General features: G+C 54.5%; 19 protein-coding genes, 1 tRNA gene and 1 pseudogene. 8 read left to right on the forward strand and 13 right to left on the reverse strand.

What is annotated here, in order from left to right; translation table 11 throughout:
• The first annotated feature begins 252 nt into the window (after positions 1–252).
• The gene (locus KGFNPO_RS12460; RefSeq protein ID WP_472631586.1) at positions 253–1,425 is read left to right on the forward strand and encodes a GNAT family N-acetyltransferase; all 1,173 of its coding nucleotides are present in this window, start codon (positions 253–255) and stop codon (positions 1,423–1,425) included.
• A 131-nt stretch (positions 1,426–1,556) separates the two neighbouring features.
• Here KGFNPO_RS12460 and KGFNPO_RS12465 read toward each other — a convergent pair whose 3' ends face one another.
• On the reverse strand, positions 1,557–3,011 hold the full coding sequence (locus tag KGFNPO_RS12465) for an Ig-like domain-containing protein (RefSeq protein ID WP_472631587.1): 1,455 nt from the start codon (positions 3,009–3,011) through the stop codon (positions 1,557–1,559).
• Between the two features lie 551 nt (positions 3,012–3,562).
• Here KGFNPO_RS12465 and KGFNPO_RS12470 point away from each other — a divergent pair.
• From KGFNPO_RS12470 to KGFNPO_RS12495, 6 genes are all read left to right on the forward strand, one after another.
• Entirely contained in the window at positions 3,563–3,955 is a 393-nt protein-coding gene (locus tag KGFNPO_RS12470) for a carboxymuconolactone decarboxylase family protein (RefSeq protein ID WP_472631588.1), read from the forward strand.
• Positions 3,956–4,409: 454 nt separating this feature from the next.
• Positions 4,410–4,697: a hypothetical protein gene (locus KGFNPO_RS12475; protein ID WP_472631589.1), complete on the forward strand. Its 288-nt coding sequence runs from the start codon at positions 4,410–4,412 to the stop codon at positions 4,695–4,697.
• Positions 4,698–4,797: 100 nt separating this feature from the next.
• Entirely contained in the window at positions 4,798–5,988 is a 1,191-nt protein-coding gene (locus KGFNPO_RS12480; RefSeq protein WP_472631590.1) for a serine hydrolase domain-containing protein, read from the forward strand.
• A 77-nt stretch (positions 5,989–6,065) separates the two neighbouring features.
• Positions 6,066–7,502, forward strand: a complete 1,437-nt coding sequence (gene sbcB / locus KGFNPO_RS12485; RefSeq protein WP_472631591.1) for an exodeoxyribonuclease I — start codon at positions 6,066–6,068, stop codon at positions 7,500–7,502.
• 222 nt (positions 7,503–7,724) lie between these two features.
• Positions 7,725–7,815: transfer RNA gene (locus KGFNPO_RS12490), tRNA-Ser, on the forward strand.
• Between the two features lie 322 nt (positions 7,816–8,137).
• The gene (locus KGFNPO_RS12495; RefSeq protein WP_472631592.1) at positions 8,138–8,920 is read left to right on the forward strand and encodes a 3-hydroxybutyrate dehydrogenase; all 783 of its coding nucleotides are present in this window, start codon (positions 8,138–8,140) and stop codon (positions 8,918–8,920) included.
• A gap of 34 nt (positions 8,921–8,954) precedes the next feature.
• Here the strand turns inward: KGFNPO_RS12495 and KGFNPO_RS12500 are convergent, their stop codons facing one another.
• From KGFNPO_RS12500 to KGFNPO_RS12555, 12 genes and pseudogenes are all read right to left on the reverse strand, one after another.
• Positions 8,955–10,109: a patatin-like phospholipase family protein gene (locus KGFNPO_RS12500; RefSeq protein WP_472631593.1), complete on the reverse strand. Its 1,155-nt coding sequence runs from the start codon at positions 10,107–10,109 to the stop codon at positions 8,955–8,957.
• A 296-nt stretch (positions 10,110–10,405) separates the two neighbouring features.
• Positions 10,406–11,127: pseudogene (locus KGFNPO_RS12505) on the reverse strand (transposase).
• 141 nt (positions 11,128–11,268) lie between these two features.
• The gene (locus tag KGFNPO_RS12510; protein WP_472631594.1) at positions 11,269–12,138 is read right to left on the reverse strand and encodes a hypothetical protein; all 870 of its coding nucleotides are present in this window, start codon (positions 12,136–12,138) and stop codon (positions 11,269–11,271) included.
• Positions 12,139–12,256: 118 nt separating this feature from the next.
• A complete protein-coding gene (gene leuD / locus KGFNPO_RS12515) occupies positions 12,257–12,949 on the reverse strand; it encodes a 3-isopropylmalate dehydratase small subunit (RefSeq protein ID WP_472631595.1) in 693 nt (230 codons plus the stop codon).
• Positions 12,946–14,355 carry a 3-isopropylmalate dehydratase large subunit gene (gene leuC, locus KGFNPO_RS12520; protein ID WP_472631596.1) on the reverse strand — a complete coding sequence of 470 codons (1,410 nt, stop codon included), beginning with the start codon at positions 14,353–14,355 and terminating at the stop codon, positions 12,946–12,948. Before leuC ends, leuD begins: the two co-directional genes overlap by 4 nt.
• A 1-nt stretch (position 14,356) precedes the next feature.
• Complete coding sequence (locus tag KGFNPO_RS12525; RefSeq protein WP_472631597.1) at positions 14,357–15,229, reverse strand: isocitrate lyase/PEP mutase family protein; 873 nt, start codon at positions 15,227–15,229, stop codon at positions 14,357–14,359.
• Between the two features lie 17 nt (positions 15,230–15,246).
• The gene (locus KGFNPO_RS12530) at positions 15,247–16,029 is read right to left on the reverse strand and encodes an ABC transporter permease (RefSeq protein ID WP_472631598.1); all 783 of its coding nucleotides are present in this window, start codon (positions 16,027–16,029) and stop codon (positions 15,247–15,249) included.
• Positions 16,026–16,853 (reverse strand): ABC transporter permease, encoded by an 828-nt coding sequence (locus KGFNPO_RS12535; protein WP_472631599.1) that lies wholly within the window; start codon positions 16,851–16,853, stop codon positions 16,026–16,028. Before KGFNPO_RS12535 ends, KGFNPO_RS12530 begins: the two co-directional genes overlap by 4 nt.
• A complete protein-coding gene (locus KGFNPO_RS12540; protein ID WP_472631600.1) occupies positions 16,850–17,656 on the reverse strand; it encodes an ABC transporter ATP-binding protein in 807 nt (268 codons plus the stop codon). Before KGFNPO_RS12540 ends, KGFNPO_RS12535 begins: the two co-directional genes overlap by 4 nt.
• A gap of 53 nt (positions 17,657–17,709) precedes the next feature.
• Positions 17,710–18,690 carry an ABC transporter substrate-binding protein gene (locus KGFNPO_RS12545; RefSeq protein WP_472631601.1) on the reverse strand — a complete coding sequence of 327 codons (981 nt, stop codon included), beginning with the start codon at positions 18,688–18,690 and terminating at the stop codon, positions 17,710–17,712.
• A 190-nt stretch (positions 18,691–18,880) separates the two neighbouring features.
• Positions 18,881–19,783, reverse strand: a complete 903-nt coding sequence (locus KGFNPO_RS12550) for a hydroxymethylglutaryl-CoA lyase (protein WP_472631602.1) — start codon at positions 19,781–19,783, stop codon at positions 18,881–18,883.
• 12 nt (positions 19,784–19,795) lie between these two features.
• The gene (locus KGFNPO_RS12555) at positions 19,796–20,992 is read right to left on the reverse strand and encodes a CaiB/BaiF CoA transferase family protein (RefSeq protein ID WP_472631603.1); all 1,197 of its coding nucleotides are present in this window, start codon (positions 20,990–20,992) and stop codon (positions 19,796–19,798) included.
• Between the two features lie 178 nt (positions 20,993–21,170).
• Between KGFNPO_RS12555 and prpR the strand changes: the two genes are divergently transcribed.
• Positions 21,171–23,093 (forward strand): propionate catabolism operon regulatory protein PrpR, encoded by a 1,923-nt coding sequence (prpR, locus tag KGFNPO_RS12560; RefSeq protein WP_472631604.1) that lies wholly within the window; start codon positions 21,171–21,173, stop codon positions 23,091–23,093.
• Positions 23,094–23,102 lie beyond the last annotated feature (9 nt).

The following is a 23,102-nucleotide window of genomic DNA, read 5'->3' on the forward strand; positions in this document are numbered from 1 at the left end:
TTTCCCGCATATATTGATTGCGACTATAAAATATACTCCAATCAATATGGGACATGCGCCGCAGCCTCACTTGAGCCTGAAGCACTTGTTCCGGCGCATTCCATTGCCACTTTTTTTCGTGCCTTTCGTGTTTTTCGTGGACATTGTTTTTCCACATGATGAACATACAGAACCGCAGTTATTTAAAATTGAATGTGGGCCGGATCAATAAAATCAGGCACAAAAAAAGTACGGAAAAAGGCGAATGAACCTATGAATTATCGCACGCGAATCATCTCTTCCCTGTCGGAGGTTGGCCAACACGATTGGGATGCGTTGGTGCAACTGCAAACCGACGCCAACCCTTTCCTGTCCTTCGCCTTCCTGGACGCGCTGCATGCGACCGGTTGCGCCAGCTTTGATACCGGCTGGAAGCCGCAATACCTGACGCTGTGGCAAGACGATGCGCAGGAAAATGCGCAACTGGCGGCGGCGCTGCCGCTGTATGCGAAATTCCATTCCTACGGCGAATACGTGTTCGACTGGGCCTGGGCCGATGCCTACCAGCGCCACGGCCTGGAATATTACCCAAAGTTGCTGGCGGCGATCCCGTTCACCCCGGTTACCGGCAGCCGCTTGCTGGCGCGCGATGCTGCGGCCCGCGCGGCGCTGATACAGGCATTGCGCGCCTTGCAGGTCGACAGCGCTGTATCGTCCTGCCACATCCTGTACCCGCCGCAAACCCAAGCCTTGCAGCTGGAGCAAGCCGGCTACCTGTTGCGCACCGGCGTGCAATTTCACTGGATCAATGCCGGTTATCGCCATTTCGACGATTTCCTGTCCACGCTGGAGCACAAAAAGCGCAAGAACATCCGTGCCGAGCGGCGCAAAGTCGCTGAAGCTGGCATCACTTTTCGGCATATTGCGGGCAGTTGCGCGACCGAATCGGACTGGGCGTTTTTCAACCGCTGTTATGCCAACACGTATGCCGAACATCACTCTTCGCCCTATCTGAATTTGGAATTTTTCCTGCGCATCGGCGCTGCCATGCCCCACAACATTCTGCTGATCGAAGCGCTGCGCGACGGCCGCCCGATTGCCTGCTCGCTATTGATCCACGATCAAAACACCCTGTACGGCCGTTACTGGGGCGCGCTGGAACATGTGCCGTGCCTGCACTTTGAAACCGCGTATTACCAGCCGCTGGAATTCTGCATTGCGCACCGCATCGGCTGCTTTGAAGGCGGCGCGCAGGGCGAACACAAGATGGCGCGCGGCTTCCTGCCGCAAAAAACCTGGTCGGCGCACTGGCTGGCGCACCCGGCATTTGCCGATGCAATCGAACGTTTCCTGACGCGAGAAAGCGGCGGCATCGAGGCGTATATGGATGAATTGAACGAACGCAATCCGTTCAAACCGGCGCAGACCCGGACGCACCAAACCTGAAGGTTACATTGGGCTAATTCCCTTTAACGTGAAAGTCGCATAGCGACTCACTTCGCTCCCCTCTCCCGCTTGCGGGGGAGAGGGCGGCCATGGCGCTTTCATGTGTTGGAGTGACATTTTCGCCATGGCCGTTAGGGCTTGCCGTAGTTCATTGGCATAAACTGCAACCGCTCCCAGGGGAATCCATTCAAGACAGCGTAGGAAGGTTTGCCGCCGAACAGCGCGATATAGGGATCAATTTGTCCGAGCGCCGTGTAGGATTTTGGATTTTGCGCCCGAATCGAGATTGCGCCCGCCTTGTCCCATACTACGAAACCGTATTTCTGCGCCGCTTTTGCAATGATTTTGCCGGCAGTGGTCATGCCAAGCGCGTCAACATTGACGGCAGGGTCAAGACGAAAGCGCAGCCCTTCCGGAATGCGATTCGGGGCCAGCCCGGGGTTCCATCCGTCGGAGCGCTTGGCCGGCCAGGAGAACACGTTGTAAGACTCCGTTTCGACCAGAGAAATACCGATCGCATGGCGAATTTCGCCACGGCGCAATTCTTCCGCCGTGATTTGCCCGCCGATGAATGGCAATCCGGTCGCGGTAGTGCCATACGGGCGAGACCAGGTTCCATCGCTAGTGTTGGTGTTTACCATCTTGCCGCCCCAGCACCCCTGCCACTGCCCCGCCACATTGCGCGTTACCCAAAATTCCCACAGCGTATTTGTGGATGGCTGATAAATTGTCATCTCGGCATCGGTGCCGTTGGCGGGCACAGCGTAAGACGGTATCGGCACCGCTGTCCACTGCGCCTCCAGTGCCGTTTCAGGATAGGTTTTGTTCTGACAGTTCCAATAAGCCACCTTTGTGGTCGGCGTGTTTGCAGCTGCGATAAAGACCGGGCTGGCGTATGACCATGTGTTGATGTTGACCGTGCCGTAATAGGCCTGTTTCTGGCGCAGGAAATCGGCGACGAAACCGGCCGAGTTGGCGTGTAGCGGTGCATTGAGCGGGAGCGCCGAATACCAAAAGCTGGTAGCTGCAAATACCGCGTCTGTCAGCACGGGTGCAAAAATTGAAACGCCGGCTGATTGCGCACCGCCGGGGAAATTGGCATCGCCATTCACCAATGCACGCACGACAGCCTGCCCCGTCCATGCCGGCGCGGCGGAACAACTTGCGGTCGCGCTATTGCCCGTGCTGCTTCTCAACGCCGACTGGCAAATCGTCGCTTGATTGGCGTCTCGAATTGTCACGGTGCCGCTTGGTGTACCGTTCATCACCTGTGAATCGGTAGCGACGACGGTGGAATATGTCAGCGATATTCCTGGCGCTAGCGGGTTGGGGCTGGCGGTCAGCGTCACGGTGATGGGGCTGACGGTGACGCTTGTATTGACGCTATTGCCGCTGGTCGCAGTAGCAGTGATGACGGTACTGCCGACCGCAATGGCTTGCACAACTCCGGTTGCGGCATCGATGGTTGCCACGGCCGGATTACTCGAGCCCCACTTTGCCGCTGCCGATTCAAGCGACGCAACCGCAGCCGACATCGTGATCGGCTTTCCGACGATCATATAAGGATCTTGCGGCGATATCGTCACACTTGTCTCCGCGGCCTGCGATTGCCTACTTAAAGTTGACGTCTCTTCCGCCAGAAGCTGAGCGCCAGCCCCACCTGAAGCTGACGTCTCTTCCGCCAGAGGCTGAGTGCCAGCAGTGAGATCCTCGCCGCTTCCACCGCCGCAAGAGGATAGCCCGATACTGAGCAGCAGCATCATTGACCAAGTGATCAAGACGCGAAATCCATAAGCATAAGAAACGTTGCGCGGCATGCTGATACCTCTTGAGTAAAATTTGTCTTATTGACCGCCCTCCGATGAATCCAATTGTTTGGAAGGTCGACATTGAGATATTGGCGTGAGACTACCTCTTCAGCATCACCCTTCATTGCGGGAACGCAAGGAAGGGTGATGCTGAAAAATTCCAATGCTGCAAAAACCTGCAACATTCTAAAGAAACTTTTGAAGCAAACTGTTCTCTGCCGTTAAAAAAACAAGCGTCAATACGCTCTGCTGCCAATCAATGAATCAATTCTCAATAAGCCGCATATAAAATATGTCGCACCTCGCATCTCAACTAGACAGGAATACCCATGGACCAACAATTTGAAGACGGCTTGCGCATGCGCAAGCTAGTAATGGGCGACACTTTTGTGGAGAAAGCGTTTGCCGGCGTCGATAGTTTCACTGCGCCGCTGCAGGATTTCGTCACGCGCAACGCCTGGGGCACGGTCTGGTGTCGCGACGGGCTGGACCTGAAAACCCGCAGCCTGATGACGCTCTCGATGCTCACGGCGCTGGGCCGTGCGCATGAAATCCGGGGCCATGTACGGGGCGCGGTCAACAACGGCGCCAGCATGAAGGAAATCCAGGAAGTGCTGCTGCACGCCAGCGTGTATTGCGGCATGCCGCTGGCAATCGACGCATTCCGCTCGGCGCACGAAGTGCTCAAGGAAATGGATATGATCCAGAATGCATTGCCATAAAAGCAGGGGTATTTATGAAGCCACTTTATTTATATGCGGAAAGTATCACAATTTTAGCTATATACCAGGCAGTATAAAATATCCACTGACACTGCGGCGAGCAACCGACGGATGCAACAGCCATCACTTTTACTTATAGCCCTATCCCGATTCAATATTTCCCACCGGGGACCCATCGTCCTACACTGTGTTTCACAGCAGTGCCAGTACCAACATGAGGCGGCCAAACACCATGGCCATAGCGCTCGCACCTTACCGGGTGTCTGCGCATATCCAATCACTTTGGATTACCAATCCAAAAACGCATTGGGTAGTCAACTCAGCGTGGGAACTGCTGGTTTATTTTTCACCCTCCTCCGCCACACTTAGTTACAACACTTACCGCTACGCCATCGCGACGCCCCGCTCCAGAGGTTATGATGCGCCATCATTAACGCGCAAACGGATGGATCGCATGGACCTCAAAAAACTCGCCAATCTCCTGACCGTACTCGGAATTGTATTGCTGCTGGCGGCAATTGCATGGTGGGTCAATTTTTATTCCCCGATCATGAAAGACCTGAATGCGCCGCTGTCGGACGCACTGGATTGCCTGTATTCGAACGCCGGCGCTTGCAACCTGGCATCCGGCATTACCCAGCTATTGGGCAAGACTCCCTACAACCCGACGCTATTCCTGGCCGGTGCCGGCGCAACCTGCGCCGGCGTGTTGCTGCGATTGACGGCCAAGTCGCCCCGATAAATTGCTCCGATGAACGTGCTGCATTTATCTTAAAATTAAGCAAAATCGAACACCGGGTGATTCAGCCCACCATGCAATGAATGCGGAAAGAATAGTTAACATGTCCGATTCTAAAATAGGCACTTCACCCTTGCGCCTCGACCGCTTGAACCAGGTCATCGCATCCCATATCGCCGATGGGCTGATCCCCGGTGCGGTGATGCTGATTGCGCATCGCGGCAAAATCGTCCATCAACAGGCACTCGGACGGCAAGCGCCGAATGACGCGGCGCCGATGCGAATGGACTCGATTTTCCGCATTTTTTCGATGACCAAACCGATCGTCTCGGTAGTGGCGATGATGTTGGTGGAAGAAGGCCGCGTGCTGCTGAGTCACCCGGTATCGCGCTATTTGCCGCAGTTGGCCAATCTACAGGTTGGCCTGACCCTGAGCGGGTCGGATGGCCAGCCGGCGCTGGGCTTGGCGCCCGTGCAGCGCGAGATGACGGTGCAGGATTTGCTACGCCACACGGCAGGTCTGACCTACGGCATCTTCGGTGCATCGCTGGTGAAATCCAGTTACAACGCAGCCGGCATCGGCGGCCCCGACATCACCAATCAGAGCTTGATCGAAAAGCTCGGCACCCTGCCGCTGGAGTCTCAGCCCGGCACCACTTGGGAGTACAGCCGCGCCACCGACGTGCTGGGCGCGCTGCTGGAACGGTTATGCGGCAAGCCGCTCGATGCAATCTTGGAGGAACGCATTTTCGCGCCGCTGGGAATGCACGACACCGGATTCTGGGTGCCACCCGAACAGCAGCACCGTCTGGCCGAAGGCTTTGCGATTGATCCGGTCACGCTGCAGGCAGTGCATCTGCTGAACGTGCGCGAGCGGCCGCAATTTTTGTCCGGCGGCGGCGGGCTGGTGTCAACCGCGCACGATTACTGGCGTTTCGCCAACATGCTGCTGCGCGGCGGCGAACTGGACGGCGTGCGCATCCTGTCACGCAAACTGGTGGCTCTAATGACCAGCGATCATCTGGCCAGCCTGCCGCACGCAAAATCCGGCGCCAATTATTTGCCCGGCCCCGGCTACGGCTTCGGACTTGGCTTTGCGGTACGCACCGCCGCCGGCGAATCGACGATCCCGGGTTCAATCGGCGACTATCACTGGAGCGGCCTGGCAGGCACTTATTTCTGGAACGATCCGCAAGAGCAACTGAGCGCGATCTGGATGGTGCAAGCGCAGGAACAGCGCGAATATTATCGCCAACTGTTTCGCAACCTGGTCTATGCAGCGTTGCCGGACTGAAGAATTGAAGTAGTACGGCCAATCTCCGGCACGCTCGTCTTACAACAGTAACGAAACCCCACATTCAAAAATACCTGATGCCCACCCATACCTTCCTCTGGCACGATTACGAAACCTTCGGCTTGCAAACGCGCCGTGACCGTCCTGCCCAATTTGCCGCTATCCGCACCGATGCCGAGCTCAATGAAATCGGTGAACCGATCATGCTGTACTGCCAACCGGCATCGGACTATTTGCCCGATCCGCAGTCGTGCCTGATTACCCACATCACGCCGCAACACTGCCTGCAAAACGGCGTGCCGGAACATCAATTCGCCGCTCAGATCGAACAAGCGTTCAGCCAGGCCGGCACCATTGGCGTGGGCTATAACACGATCCGTTTCGACGATGAAATCACCCGTTTCCTGTTCTGGCGCAATCTGATTGATCCGTATGCGCGCGAATGGCAAAACAGCTGCGGGCGTTGGGATATTCTCGACATGGTGCGCACCACCTATGCATTGCGCCCGGACGGAATCAACTGGCCGCAGCACGAAGACGGCCGCCCCAGCTTCCGACTCGAACAGCTGACTGCCGCCAACGGCATCAGCCATACGGCCGCGCACGATGCCTTGTCGGATGTGCGCGCCACCATCGCTTTAGCGCGCCTGATTCGTCAGCATCAGCCCAAGCTGTTCGAGTTCTGCCTTGCCCTGCACAAAAAAGAGCGCGTCTCTGCCGAAATCGGCTGGCCGCTGCAAAAACCCTTCTTGCACGTATCCGGCATGTTCGCCGCCGAGCGCGGCTGCATCGCTCCGATGTGGCCGCTGGCCGCGCATCCGGGCAACAAGAATGAAATCATCGCCTGGGATCTGACATACGATCCGGCAGAATTAGCCACGCTGGACGCCGCCATCATCCGCCAGCGCATGTTCAGCAAGACTGAAGATTTGCCGGAAGGCATGACGCGACTGCCGATCAAAACCATCCACCTGAACAAATCGCCGGTCGTGATCGGCAACCTGAAAACTCTGTCGAGCAAGATGGCCAGCCACTGGGGCATCGACATAGGCGCCGCGCAGCAATACGCCGCCACCGCCGCCAGCCTGCCCGACTTGAGCAGCATCTGGCGCGCAGTTTTCCAGCGCCCCGAGGCAGAAGCAGTCATCGATGTGGATGAGGATCTGTATGGCGGCTTTGTCAGCAACGAAGATCGCCGCACTCTGAACCGCTTGCGCACGCTGAACCCGGAACAGTTGGCAAGCACGAAAGTCAGCTTCGCCGATGCCCGGCTGGAAGAACTGCTGTGGCGCTACCGCGCCCGCAACTTCCCGCAATCATTTTCACCCGAAGAAACCGCAAGCTGGGAAGCGCACCGCGCCGCGCGCCTGTTCGACGGTGTCGCCGGCGCGCGCACGATAGATGCCCTGTTTGGCGAAATCGATACATTATCGGAAAGCGCAGACGAACACGGTGAAGAAACCCTGGGCGCACTGTATGACTACGCTGAAATGATTGCCCCGGTACGACGTTAAAACACGGCTGAACAATTCCCGTTATTTGATAATAAATATGGGAGTATGCCGATAAGTAGTGCAATAGCCGCTTTATTCTACTGCAGTGTTAAAAATACATGCTCGTGTATACTTTTTGACATAGAAAGCACAGGATGCGCGCAAAAATGCCGTCAAGCGCAAGGTAACTCTGCTATAATTTTGGACTTTTGCAGTACCCGTATTGCAAAATAGACCGAACAAGGAAAGGTGGCAGAGTGGTCGAATGCACCGGACTCGAAATCCGGCATACGTTTATAACGTATCCAGGGTTCAAATCCCTGCCTTTCCGCCAAAATATCAAGGTCTTACGAAAGTTTTTCCTTAAAGAAAAAGCCCCGGAAACGGGGCTTTTTTTCGTCTGTATGGGGAAAATCTGCCAATACTTCTATTTTGACTTCCTGCCAGCGGCGTTTAATGGTCCGCTCTAAAAGCTTGATGTGCACATGAAAACCATGCGCAAGACAGCTTCTTAGTCGCAACGCTTGCTCGCCGGCATCCTCATTTCAGCCAAAAGCGAACGCGATTTGCGCCATGTCAGTATTCAAGCGAGGGGTCAGTATTTTTACCCGACAACACTGTCTTATATTAGTGTCCTTTGACCTAAAGGAAATAATATGCAACTCAAAGATAAAGTCGCCATCATCACGGGTGCGGCTAGCGGCATCGGCAAGGAAATCGCCTGCGAATATGCACGCCAGGGCGCCAAGGTTGTAATTGCGGATCTGGCGCTGGAAGCGGCAAGCGCGACTGCCAATGAAATTATCCAGGCCGGCGGCAAGGCGATGGCAGTAGCGATGGATGTGACGAATGAAGCGCAAGTGGATCAGGGCGTCGCGGCGGCAGTCGCAGCGTTCGGCGGCGTCGATATCCTCATCAGCAATGCTGGCATCCAAATCATCAGTCCGATTGTCGACTTCGGTTTCGAGCAATGGAAAAAAATGCTCGCCATTCATCTCGATGGGGCGTTTCTGACGACCCGTGCCTGTATGCGCGAGATGATCAAAGCCGGCAAAGGCGGCGCCATCATTTATATGGGTTCAGTACACTCGCATGAAGGTTCCCCCTTCAAGAGCGCTTATGTCGCGGCCAAGCACGGTTTGCTCGGGCTGGCCAAAGTCGTGGCGAAAGAAGGTGCGAAAGACCGTATCCGCGCCAACGTAATCTGCCCCGGCTTCGTGCGCACGCCTCTGGTCGATAAGCAAATTCCGGAACAGGCGGCGCAACTGCATATCAGCGAAGCCGACGTCATCAAAAACGTGATGCTGAAAGAAACCATTGATGGCGAATTCACGACGACGCAAGATGTGGCGCAAACAGCTCTCTGGCTAGCGGCGTTCCCATCGACGGCGCTCAGTGGCCAGTCTATTGTCGTCAGCCACGGCTGGCACATGCAATAGAGCAACACGGCAGCGCTGTCGCCAGCGCTCACTTTCACCCCTCTGCAGTACGCTGCCTTTTTGCGAGCGGCGGCAACTCATGCAGCACCAGGCCCGTCTCTTCCGAGACGGCGGTGAGCCAGCCGGCGTGCTCAATGGCGCGCATCGCATCTTGATACCCCTGATCCCAGCGCCAGGCGATCGAACCCTGCGAGAAATTGATATCTTTCGAAGCCATGTGCCAATCGCGGCCGCCGTATGGCAGTCGTACAACATGCATGGTGCTGGTGCAGCCGAGCGCGGCCAATTCCTCGACCCCGGCATCGGACTTGGCACGCTCGGGCAATAAGGCGTAGAACTCGCGCAACTTGTTCTGCAAGTTGTGGGTACGCTGATAATCTTCGATATGACGCTTGGAGCGCGAGGCGAACATGACGTCCTTTTGCCGCGTCTGCACTTCATCGAGTGTGGTCGGGTCCGGCCCTTCGGCGCTCCACAAATCGACCATGAAACACAAGGAATCGACATGCGGCAGATCGTCGAGCACCGTTTCCAGCGGTGTATTTGAATACAAGCCGCCATCCCAGTACAGTTCGCCATCAATGCGCACCGGTGGGAAACCCGGCGGCAAGGCACCGCTGGCACGGACGTGGTCGGCGCTCATGACTTGCTGGGTGTTATCAAAACTAGCCAGTTCACCGGTCTTTACTTTCATCGCATTGACGGTCAGACGAATGCCGCCAGGCGCATTCAAATAATCGAAATCGACCAGATCGTCCAGCGTGTCGCCCAAGGCCGCCGTATCGTAAAAACTGGCCGCTTCCGGCGCCACCACCAAGCCCGTTGGAAACAAACTGAAAAGACGCGGCGTGAAGAAGCCGGGCACACCGCGCAGTACCGTATCGAGGCTGGACAACCAAACATTGGAACGCCGCTGCGCATCGGGTATCCGCGCCAAATCGATCCCGTCCTGGTGTGATACCCGGTCCCAAAACTGTTTCAGGCGTTGCAAGCGCGTCGCATGATGGTTGCCGGCAAGGAGAGCGGCATTGATGGCGCCGATCGAGGTGCCGACGATCCAGTCCGGCACCAGATCGTGTTCGTGCAGCGCTTGATAGACGCCAGCCTGGTATGCCCCGAGCGCACCGCCGCCTTGCAACACTAAAACGATACGCAAGCCTTCGGGATTCAATTTATTTATTGGTTTCATCAGGACGTTTCAGTGAAGAGGAATAAGGGTGTCGGTCTGGGCGACACGTTGTGGCAAAGAACGCCGGGCCGGGCGCAGATCATACGGATTCAAGCATGCCAAGTCGGTGTCAAAAATCTGCCACCAACGGCGATTACGATATCACGTTCAGTCTTTGTAGCGGCCAGACCGGTCACCCTGTATTTTCCAATGCAGGTATGAACCTGAAGCAATCTGGGTGATTTTCTGGTGCGGATTAATCGGGTTGAAAGAGAGCGAATTTAATGGTTTAATTTTAAAGTATTAAGTAACTGATGTTACGCAGCCCGCAGAGCCTGTAGTTCGGCATAGGCTTGGCGGGTTGCTTTGATAAAGAGCTTTGCTCTTATCGCAAAATGGTTTGTTTTGAGCTTTATATTCAGGCACTCCAGTTTGAATACGGCATAAATTGACATGAACACATGGTTGTTTTGCGTGGTTATTCTGCGTGTGGGCGATCTCGCCAGCGCGGCGTTGGACTTCAATGATTTGTGGAACACTTCCACTTTCCACCGTTTTTTGTAAAGAGCAGTTATCTTCTCGCCATCACACGTCAAATCGCTGCACACCAGTTTCAACAAGCCCGCGCTGTCGTCTTTGTTCGTAAAGGCCTGGCGGACTAAAAGCACTGCATTTGCATAGCCTTTTAACCAACCGCGTACCGCCTGTTTATCCGATAATTCCAGTGCATCTATCCGTACAAAGCGACCTTGTGGTTTGTCTTCCCCGCTCAGCGCAACCAAGCGATTGTCCTTGAGCGCAGCAATTAAATGCTTCTTCTTTTTTACGATGAAATCAAAGTTTTTCACTGAGCCGAACCAGCTATCCATCAATACATAACGGAATTTCAGTGTATTATTGACAATTTTTTCGATAAAAACCGTGTCAGGTGGTCGTGACTCATGTCGCCATCAACCATCGCAGACAACCCTGTCGCCGTCGCCCATCCAAACGTGCTTATCAAATAATCCGCGTACAACTCGAGTTCAGCTTTTTTCATTTCCATACATTAACAATTTCTACCGGGGCCTGCGTAACATCAGATAGTATCTCCAATAATTATTTTTATGATATTTTTTGCAACCATCTATCCTAGATAACACCCCTTCCTTGAGTGCATCAATTCGTGCAGTGTCACAAGCTAAGATATTGGCCTAGGCATCGCCCTGCGTAGTAGTTCGCCGACTACAACCATCTCCGGGATACGTAAAGTAAAGCTGTCAATCGCCGATAGCAACTGGTCTCGATGCAATGCAATCGGTGGCGCGATATTGGGTAGAGGAACCATCAGACTTGCTAACTCTGCTGCCGCGACAACGACATCTTCCCGGAGACGGGCTGCCGCCGCGTCTATCGCACGAAACTCAGGCATTACGATTACTGCGGCAAAGCTGATCATGTTCGGCCAACGGGCCAGATGACGATAAAGGCTTGGCCAGATTCCTGACTCCTTCGATTCCCCGCGTCCAGCGAGCAGCAACACCAATTCGCGAACAGCTGGTTCCATGTCCTGTGGATTGATCATAGCCGGCAATAATGCCAGTACTCGCGGCGCAGACCAACTGCGCACACCCAGGCGATCGGTCGTATTCGCAGAGATTCCATGCAGGTGAAGTGCCAGGCATCGGAGGGCCAGAATATTGATCGGATTCGCACGACCATAAGCATCGAGAATGGCCGTGATCGTCGTTTCGTCAGCCTCCATAATTCCAGCAACGCGCAATGCCGCGCGCGGAATTGCGCGAATGGACGGGATGTCTGCGCGGCAGGCAAACTCCTTCGCCCGCTCCTGGACTATGCCAGCAGCCAGAACAGGTTTCAGCAACGCCCACGCCCATTCGAGGGCGCCCGGTATGGTTGCCAAGTGGCGGTAAATCAGTGCCACCATGGGCACGCCACACAGACTTTTGATCTCATCATAGATCGCGCGTGTATTGCCGCTGGCCTCGGCCTCCGATAATTCGCGGAGCATGCCGTCCGTCGGGCTGGCTTTGGCCGTATTTTCGGTCATCCAATTTCTCCTTGATACGTTGCGGTTGCAACGTGGATTTTGGCGAGATAATCTTTGAGAATATGGAGCCTATTTTGTGGCTGTTTCGTATGCCATCTTTGGAACAACGATGCGTCTTTCATTCAGCTGGACTGGACCATGGCACTGTGGCACGCGTGCCGGACACTTGTGCTACGACCTCTGGCGTTCTCCTTGTCGCATCGAAAGCGGTATAAACCCAAGGTCGGGCACGCCTGTCTTCCTGCTGAAACTGATCGATAGACGCAGCCATATTTAAGGTTTGAGTAATTTCGTCCAGACCATTCAGTAAAGCCTCGCGCTGCGTGTCGGGGAGCGTGAACTCAATTGGGCCCGTGGGAGCGGTGAAAATTCTACATGCTTGCAGATCAACTGCCACTGTGGCTCCGGTCACTGCGGCTCTGGCCAACGCATCAATTTGGCCGCATTCAAGCCTGATCGGCAGTACGCCATTTTGCAAGCAGTTACCGTAGAAAATATCGCCGTAACTTTGTGCGATGATGCAGCGAATACCAAATTCTTCAATTGCCCATACCGCCATTTCGCGCGAACTGCCGCAGCCAAAATTTGCTCCCGCTATGAGTATCTTCGCCTTTCGGAATGGCTCTCGGTTGAGGATAAAGTTTGTATCCTCGCTGCCGTCAGGCAGGTAACGGATTGCCTCGAAGGCCCATGGTGCAAACTGGCCTCGCTTGAGTTTGGCGATCCGTTCGATGCGCACGATGATATCGGTGTCGATGTTGTCCTGCATGATGGGCGCGGCATAGCCCTCGACGACAGTAATTGGCTTCATAAAGGATATCCAATCATTTCGGGGTAAGCGATAGCGCCGGCGATAGCGCTGGCGGCAGCGACTGCGGGGCTGGCCAGGTGCGTCATCGCCCCCGGCCCTTGGCGTCCGACGAAGTTGCGGTTCGATGTTGATACGCAACGTTGTCCCGAAGGTACCAGGTCGCCGTTGGCACCCACGCACATCGAACACCCGGATTCACGCCATTCGAATCCTGCAGCGATAAAAATTTTGTCCAGTCCTTCAATTTCGGCCTGGCGTTTTACAGCCAAGGAACCGGGCACGACCCAACCTGTGACGTTGGTAGCGATGTGGCGTCCTTTGACGACTGCAGCTGCTGCTTGCAAGTCAGACAGGCGACTGTTGGCGCAAGAGCCGATGAAGACGCGGTCAATCCGGATCTGGTCGATACGCTGGCCGGGCTGGAGCTGCATATACGCGAGTGCGCCCATGAGCTGGGTCCGTCGCGCGACATTGGTTTCCAACGATGGATCCGGCACTGTCGCATCAATCGGCGCGACCTGCTCCGGACTGGTGCCCCACGTGACTTGAGGTTTGATGTTGCCTACATCAATCTCAACTTCCTTGTCGAACACCGCATCGCTGCCTGATACAAGCTGTTTCCAGAGGGCGACAGCGTGCTCGAATTGCTCTCCTTGTGGTGCAAAATCGCGACCATGTAGATAGTCAAATGTCACCTGGTCCGGTGCGATCATGCCGATCTTGGCACCCAGTTCAATCGATAGGTTACACACGGTCATGCGGCCTTCCATATCGAGCCTGTGGATGGCCTCGCCGGCAAATTCTACCGCGTAGCCCGTGCCCGCTGAGGTGCCAAGTACGCCAATCGCGTACAAAATCATGTCTTTGGCACCGACTCCGGCGCGCAGCGTTCCATTGAAATTGATGCGCATGGTTTCAGGGCGGCGCTGCCGAATGGTCTGTGTTGCCAATACGTGCACGAGTTCGGACGAACCAATACCCCAGGCAATAGCGCCAAATGCGCCGTGCGTGCAGGTATGGCTGTCGCCGCAAACGATGGTTAGTCCAGGTAGAGTTAATCCGAGCTCGGGTCCGATCACATGCACGATCCCTTGGCGTCCGTCATTGATATCAAAGCGGGCAATCTTCATGCGCGCGGTTTGTTCACGCAAGGTATTGATCATCACTGTGCTCCACTCCTCGTCGCCCGCAGTACTCCCGGGTCGGGTCGATATCACATGGTCGAGTGTGGCAAAGGTAAGCGCAGGATTGCGGATGTCGATCCCGCGCTGTTCCAACTGCGTGATCGCGGCTGCGCCAGTCAGTTCGTGCATCAAGTGACGGTCAACATGCAGCAGGCTGACACCACCAGGTAATTCAGCAATTTGGTGGATATTCCACACCTTCTCAAATAGTGTATTTGCCATCTCAATTCACCTTCTGCGCATAACGTCGTTCGAACTCCAAAATCTCCGGAAATCCCATTAGCTTGTGCAGCTGATCCATGCTGTAGGAAGGCGTGTCAAGGCCAACCGTTGAGCGCTCTGATTGCAGGAACTGGTAGCCTGCGGCCAGCGCCGCAGTAGCTACCCCCATTCCCAGAGCCGGGTAGATGGCGATATTGAAACCCCACTCATGCAGCGTGTCAGCCTTGATTTCCGGAGAAAGTCCGGTTGGTACCATATTGGCCAGCAGCCAGCAGTCAATTTCGGTACCGACGCGGCGAAACTCGTCGGCTGATTCGGGTGATTCGACAAAAATGATATCGGCGCCGGCTTTAGCATAAGCGTTGCCGCGTTTGATCGCCTCATCTAGCCCAAGACTGGTGCGTGCATCGGTACGCGCGATGATCAATGTGTCGTCACTGCGCCTCGCTTCCACCGCAACTTCTATTTTTTTTAGCATGTCTGCCATTGGAATCACTTGGCGGCCAGGCGTGTGGCCGCATTTTTTAGGCGACTCCTGGTCTTCAAACTGGATTGCCTGCACCCCCGCCGCTTCATAGCCGCGCACCGTTCGGCGCAGATTGATCAGACCGCCAAAGCCCGTGTCCGCATCGGCGATCAGGGGTTTGCTGATGCCTTCGGCAATTGTGGCCGCGCGTCCCACCATATCGGTGTATGTGACTAGTCCGGCGTCGGCTACACCGAGATAGGAGCCGGAGACGCCATAGCCGGTCATGTAGAGTGCTTTGAAATCGAGCTGGTCTGCAATACGGGCAGAGAACATGTCAAATACGCCCGGCGCGATAACAAACTCGCCGGCGGTCAGGATTTGCTTGAGTGACTTCGTTGTGCTCATGTGTCGGTTCCAATTAATTAGGCGCTACGGCGCAGGTATTTGTCCCACTGCAGCAAGCCGAGGCTCACTGCAGTGGCGAAGAGAAAAAGCATGACCGCCAGCGCCATGATTGTGGGCGAGTCATTGCGGTCGATCGCACGCATCAGCAAATGACCGATGCCACGCTGCGAGGCAAACATCTCACCGAGCAGAGTGCCAAGAAGGGTCAAGGAAAAACCGATGCGCAAGCCAGCCACGATTTCGGGTACAGCCGCCGGGATCAGTACATACGCAGCACCTTGCCACGCTGTCAGCCGGTGGGTTCGGATCGAACGCATGTAAACTGGGCGAATGTTGCGCACTGCGGTCATCGTAAATATCACCATCGGAATGATCCCGTGGATTGCACCGAACGCGATTTTGGCGGAAATTCCCAGTCCGAACATAAGCAGGATAATCGGATAGAGGGCGATTTTCGGAATGGAGTACAGAGCGATGAGCAGCGGTTCGAACACATCGCCAGCCAAGCGGCGTGAGCCGAGTAGTACACCGATGAAGGTGCCGCCTATCAGTGAAATGCATAGAGCAACTCCGAATGCCTTGCTGGTTTCAGCGAGGTGATCGCCAAATTCGGCGTCACTGATTTCGATCCAAATTTGCCCGAACGTGCGCATCGGATCGGGCCAGACCGTAGCGCCGAAAAACCAGCTGGCGAGCGTCCAGAGACTCAGTATTGCCACTATCAGCAGCACAACATCGCCCCAACGCGGAGAACTGGCGGTCGCTTGCATTTTTGATTGCAGTTTGGTCTGGGATGTCATGCCATCTCCTTTAGCACACGGCGTTGATACAGACGCTGTTCTGCAGTGTGCAACAGAAGATTGAGCGTGCCGACAAAGACCAGCAGCAACATCATCAGTCCGTACATCGTCGGGTTATCAAAATTGTTGTACGCATAGGCGATTTGATAGCCAAAGCCTGCGCCAGACAACACAAACTCCCCACCGATTACGGCGATAAAGGAATAGACGATAGAAAGCTTGATGCCGGTAAAAACAAATGGCAGGCTGGCGGGCAAGGTAATCAGGCAAACCTCTTGTATCCTGCCCATGCGTAGCATGCGGGCGGTACGCAGCAGGACATTGGGTACGCGCTCAAGTCCATTTAGCGTATTGACTGCCATCGCCACCACCGCAAACAGAAAACCAAGCGCAACCAGTGGCCAGCGATTCAGGCCCAGAAGCACAATGAGCATCGGATATAGCACAAAGATTGGCACGGCGTAATAGGACAAGAGCAATGGGTCAAGCACGCGCCGCACCCTTGGCAGCTTAAAGAGCAATACGCCGAATAGAAACCCGAATACCACAGCCAAAATGACGGCAAGGCTGGCGGCAGACAGTGTAAGTAAAATATCTGTTTTATAAGTGCCAGCGATCAAAATGTCCCATGCACTGCGTACCATCTTTGACGGAGGAATGAAGGACACAGGGTTGATCCATCCCAGCCGACTGGCTACTTCCAGCAGCAGCACGCTGAACACCACAACCGCAATGCGCAGCAAGATGACACGATGCGCTAACCATGCCTGCATCATCCTGCTCTGCCTGGCAGGAGCAGGATGGACAATCGCGATCGCTGTCATGACTTTATCCTTAGTGCCTTGATCGACTCTTCACGCAACATGCCCCATATTTTCGCTTGCAAGGCGCCGTAACGCGGATCCATCGCGGTCTGGGAATCACGCTCGCGGCTCCAGCCGGTTTCGACGATATCGATAAACGTACCGGGAAGTGACGACATGACCCCAATCCTGTCAGACAGAAGAACGGCCTCATCGATCGAGTGCGTGATGAGCATGACGGTGGAGCCAGTGTCGCGCCAAAGCTTGAGTGTTTCCTCGCCCATCAGCAGTCGCGTCTGTTGATCGAGCGCACCAAACGGCTCGTCGAGCAGCATCAGGCGTGGTCGCAACACCATCGCTCGGGCGATGCATACGCGCTGGCGCATGCCGCCCGAAAGTTGAGATGGATAGACGCGAGCAAAGCTGGACAGTCCCATGAACGCCAGCGCATGGTCGACACGCTCCTTGATTTCATTTTCCGGCAGACCGCTGCGACGTACACCAAAAGCGGCGTTATCAAAAACGTTAAGCCATGGAAAGCTGGCGTCTTCTTGGAATACCACGGCTACCCCGTCCGGCACCTCGCCGGTCACCGGCTTTCCCTCAAAATGGACGGTACCGCTGGACGGTGCACACAGTCCAGCCAGCAAATCAAGCAATGTCGATTTTCCACAGCCGGATGGTCCCACAACGGAAAAAAATTCTCCCTCGCGCAAATCGAATGTGACTGGGCCAAGCGCGTGAAATGGGAGGCCAGTATCACGCGCGGTGAAGGTCCTGGTTGCTTCATTGATGGCGACGTGCGTCTTGGTATTGCTAGCCATTGCGGAATGCACGGCAGCCCCTCCTGTCGCAAGAGAAGTCATCTTATCCATCCTCATTTACGCTGGTCGGCAGGGAGTTGATTCTCATCAACTATTTTGGACCAATCGAATGGGCCAGGCTCAACTGCCTTTACAAGCACAAGGCCGGACAACATGGTGTTCATTCCCTCGTAGTCAAGTTTGCCCGTACTCCAATAGGTTCCTTTTGATGCGAGGATTTCATTGATGGACATCTTTACAATGTCCGCTGACATTTTGTAGTGTTTCGCAACAATGTCGCCTGCCTCACTCGGATTCTTTAGAACGAATTCGACGCCCTTGCGGCGTGCGGCGATGATCGCCTTGATGACACCCGGATTTTTCTTGAGGTAATCAGTGCGTACGACACCGACAGTCTGGGTGGCATTGGGGATCACATCAGTCGATTTGAATACCATTTTTAGGCTGGCTTTTTCGCGGCTGTAAACTGGTTCCGTCGTATAAATCACATCGATTGCACCCTCGCGCAGAGAGGTAATTGCTGCAGACAGACTACCCACGGCTTTGCGGTCCACATTCGGCAAAATGCCAGCCTTGCTCAAGGACATCGTCGACACCATGTCGGTCACCGATTTCGGGCTGCTGTAGCCGAGCTTCTTACCTTTCAGGTCTTTGATCGAATTGAGCGGAGAATCAGCATTCGCGACCCAATAAATGTCGGCCAAACTCAGCACACCACCGTGCACGATGGTCAGTTCTACCCCTTGCTTGAATGCTGCAATTGCAGCCGGAAGCGCGACCTCGCCGTATGGGATCTCGGACGCCATCGCGTTGCGCACCGTAGTGCCACCGCCCTGTGAAGTGATAAATCCAGTGACATCGATGCCAGCCTCTTTGAAATAACCTTTTTCCAGTGCCACGGCAAAGGGGACGCCGTACATACCGTCAGCCCAATGGGTTACCGTCAGATTTACTGCGGAGGCGGAAGTACCCATCGCGGTGAAGGAAAGGAGCCAGCATGCTGCGGCTGCATGAAAAGGGCGAGTGAGTTTCATTGGTGTGTCTCCTATTGAAATTAAAGGTAAATTTTGCTGACCTTGCAAGCTCGAAAGCTTTAGTCATTTTTATATTATTTTTCGCGTACGGCACAACTTGATGCATGAACCTAAACCACAAGTAAGAACTGCCGAGAGTCCCGAGCAGGCTACTTTTAACGGGGAGTTGATGGCTTTTTTCCATTGAGAACTACTGACTCTGCTGGCGACGTAGCCATGTGCTTGCGTGGCCACCGAGAGCACGTTTCAATTCAATTTCTGCGAAATCGACCGCAGCAAGAAGTCGGTTGAGATCGATGCTGGTGGCGAAGCCGCTCTGCTCCGCCATCAGCACCAAATCTTCTGTTGCAAGGTTGCCAGCCGCACCTGGTGCAAACGGGCAGCCACCAATGCCACCTGTGCTGGAATCAAAGCGGCGAACGCCCACTTCAAGCGCAGCCCAGGCATTGGCGACTGCCATGCCACGCGTGTCATGCAGGTGTATTGCCAGTTGCGAGAGTGGAATTGCATTCGCCAATGCGGTCATCCGCTCCTTGACGTCCAAAGGCGAAGCCGCACCGATGGTGTCGGCAATCACGATTTCATCTGCGCCAGCTTCTCGCATGCTGACCGCCAGCGCCACCACGCGTTCGAGTGCCGGTGTGCCCTCGAACGGACACCCGAAGGCAACGGCAATATAGGCGCGCGTGCGCAAGCCATATTTGCGTGCTTGGCGTAGCGTCTGTTCACTGGCTGTGATGGCACCCGCCAAGCTCATGTTGATGTTCTTTTGGTTCATCGTTTCGGTGACTGACAGCACCACTGCAATTTCCTTAGCTCCTGCAGAGTATGCACGTTCCAGTCCCTTCAGATTCGGCACCAGAACCGAAGTACGCAGGTCGGGAAATGTGAAATTAATCTGCTGCAGCAGATCGGCAGCATCTGCCATTTGAGGGACCGCTTTGGGAGAGACAAAACTGGTCGCTTCGATGCTAGCCACGCCAGCTTCGCGCAACAGGGAAATGAGCTTTAGTTTCGCTTCAGTTGATATCTGTACTGTCTGATTTTGCAATCCATCGCGCGGTGATACGTCTGTAATATAAATAGGTTCCATGATCGTGCATCCTTAACCTATGGCGCCAGTCAAGCGCAATTGTTTCATCGTTTCTTGCGAGTAGCCCAGCAGGCTTTCAAGGACGTCGCTTGTGTGCTCCCCCAAGTCGGGCGGGCGTACATAGCCGGTCTGCTTTGATGCCGAAAGTTTCATTGGATTACCGGGCATGCGCACTTTTTTTCCGGACGCCAGCGTCACTTCCACAACCATGTCTCGCGCTTGGATCTGCGTATCGTTGAGGGCCTGCTCAAGATTATTTACTGGTCCACAAGGAATGCGTGCCGCTTGCAACTTTTCGAGCCAGTAAATGGTCGATTCCGTCTTCAACTTTGCATTAATGATGGCTTCGATCTCCGCTTTGGCCGCGTAGCGTACTGGCTGCTGCAGGAATGCGGGGTTGCGCAATGCTGGTAGGTCCATAGTATTGACGAAACGTTCGAAAAACGCATCGCCGATACAGGCGACAATGACGTGACCGTCGCTGGTTGTAAAACTATTATAGGGAACGTGCACAAAGTGACTGTTACCAATGGCTGTTGGAACAATGCCCGACATTAGGTGCATGGTGGCCATGTAGTTGAGCATCGAGATCTGGGCGTCAAGCATTGAAACGTCCACATGCTGACCGATTCCGGTCTGGTCGCGTTGCACGATCGCAGCCAGTACGCCCATGGAACCGAATATGCCGCCGCACAAGTCGCCAATCGGTATGCCGCTACGCGTCGGTCCATCAGCCTCTGTGCCAGTGATGGACATGCCCCCGCCCATGGCCTGGACGACTTGGTCGAAAGCAGGGCGATGAATTTCTGGCCCGGTCTGGCCAAAACCTGTTACCGAGCAGGTAATGATGCGAGGATTAATCTCGGATAGGGAAGCATAGTCAATGCCAAGGCGTTCAGTGACGCCGACGCTAAAATTGTCGTAGACAATATCTGCCTTGCGGACCATGTCAAAAAAAACGGCCTTGCCGGCTTCTGTCTTCAAGTCAACACACACGCTTTCCTTGTTACGGTTGAGTGTCAGGAAGTAAGCACCCATGCCATCGATGGAATAGTCAGTATCCTGCTCGAGTAGTCGGCGTGTGCCTTCGCCGCTGCCCGGTGGTTCCACTTTGATGGTGCGCGCCCCGAGGTCTGCCAATAGCATGGTGCCGTATGGGCCAGACAGCATGTGGGTAAGGTCCAATACCGTGATGTGTTCGAGTGCCATTATGTGTCTCTAAGGTTGAGGTTTTATCTTCTCTTTATTCTTAGCATGGAGCGTGCCAGCCTTATATATTTTTCTAAGTAATTGATTTTAATGTTTTTTTCACTTTAAAAATTTATGCAGCATGTTTCATGCAACAATATTGCAACAATATTATGTGTCACTGACACGAATTTATTCTATGGCTGAACGTTTAATAACTTCCACTGCCCTTCCTCGTGTTTGCTTCCTGGCGTATCGCCATATCGCACAATTTGCCGGTCCTATCATTGCCGAATATGCGCACAAGGCCGATATCGAAGTCGTCGAGGGTGCGTTTGACGTAGCGCTGTCGATTGCCCGCGAACGTATTAAGTCTGATTCGGTTGACGTTTTTATCAGCGCCGGCTCTAACGGTGCGATTCTGCGAAAAAATATACGCATTCCGGTCGCCATTATTCATCTCGATGGCTTTTCATTGTTGCAGGCCCTGATCAGGGCGCGAAGCATGTCAACACGGGTAGGCGTCGTCATGTACGGGCGCACCATTCCAGAACTTGAGGATGTCAAGGACCTCCTTAAGCTTGATGTCGCTCAATTTGCCTATGAGACACCTGACGATGCGCGACGTTGCTGCGTGCGGCTCAAGGAGGATGGTTTCAATGTGATCGTGGGTTCCAGCGTTGTCGTCGAAATTGCGGAAGAGCAAGGTCTTTCCGGTATTCTGGCCTACTCTCTAAACGGTATTCGGCGTGGCTTTGACGATGCAATTGAACTTGCCCGCGTGAAGAGACTGGAGTCTGGCCGCTACCAGCAGCTCAACGGCGTGCTCGGTAATTTGCAGGATGCGGTGCTCGCGGTTGATCGGCGACATAGGGTGATCGCAATAAATTCGCGCATGCAGCAACTTTTGAATAAGGTGGACACCGTGCTGTTGGGCAAGCCGCTCGATGCAATTGAGCCGGAACTGTCATTAATCCAAACCATGGAAAGCGGGGTAGAGGAGCGTGCAATGGTGCTGCGCTTCGCGCGACGCGACTGGATCGTAAACCGTACACCGATCCGTGAATACGGCGATATTGTCGGCGCGGCATTGACACTATATGACGCGCAAGTGATTGCCGATGCCGATACGAGGTTGCGCATCCAACAGCGCAAGCGTCAGATCGCAGCAAAATACAGCTTTGACGATTTAATTGGTAACAGCCTATTGTTCAAACGCGCGGTGCATACCGCGCGACGTTTTGCGCAAACCGATCTTACCGTGCTCATCGCAGGCGAGAGCGGCTCCGGCAAGGAGTTATTCGCGCAAGCGATCCACAATGCAAGCGCACGTGCCGGCCAACCTTTTGTCGCACTTAATTGTGCAGCATTCCCAGAGGCTTTACTGGAGAGCGAATTATTCGGCTACGAGGAGGGTGCATTTACGGGATCACTGCGGGGCGGCAAACGCGGCCTATTCGAAACGGCTCACACAGGTAGTCTGTTCCTTGATGAAATTGGCGATATGCCGCTCTCGCTGCAAACACGCTTGCTGCGGGTGCTACAGGAGCGCGAAATTATCCGGGTAGGCGGCGTCACCACCATTCCAGTCGATGTGCGTGTGATCGCAGCCACACACCAGCCATTACAGGAAATGATCGCTGAACGCAGTTTCCGTCAGGATTTGTACTATCGTATCAACACGCTGCGGCTGAGGCTTCCCGCATTACGGGAGCGGCCGAGCGACATTGCTCTGCTGGCACAAACGCTCGTGGGACGCTCGCTCAGAAAGCTGTCCAGTGAACTTGATGCGGAGTCCGTATTGAATCCATTGCTGCCTTATCTCGCAGCCTATGCATGGCCAGGGAACGTACGAGAATTGGAAAACATCGCTGACCGGATCGCTGTCTACGTACTGCAGTTCGATGATATTGGATCGATCAATTATGTTGGGTTACGCGAAGATTGTCCTGAATTATTTTTGCCGGATCAGTTCAATGTACAAGGCGACGTCGATATTCTTAAAGTACGTTTAATTGATGCCCTGAAACGTAGCAATGGAAACCGGACGGCCACCGCTCAAAAACTCGGCATCAGCCGCTCAACATTGTGGCGTTGGATGAAGGAACAAGATCTGGACTAGTGGCTTCCC

It is taken from the genome of Gelidimonas diazotrophica, from assembly GCF_055694025.1.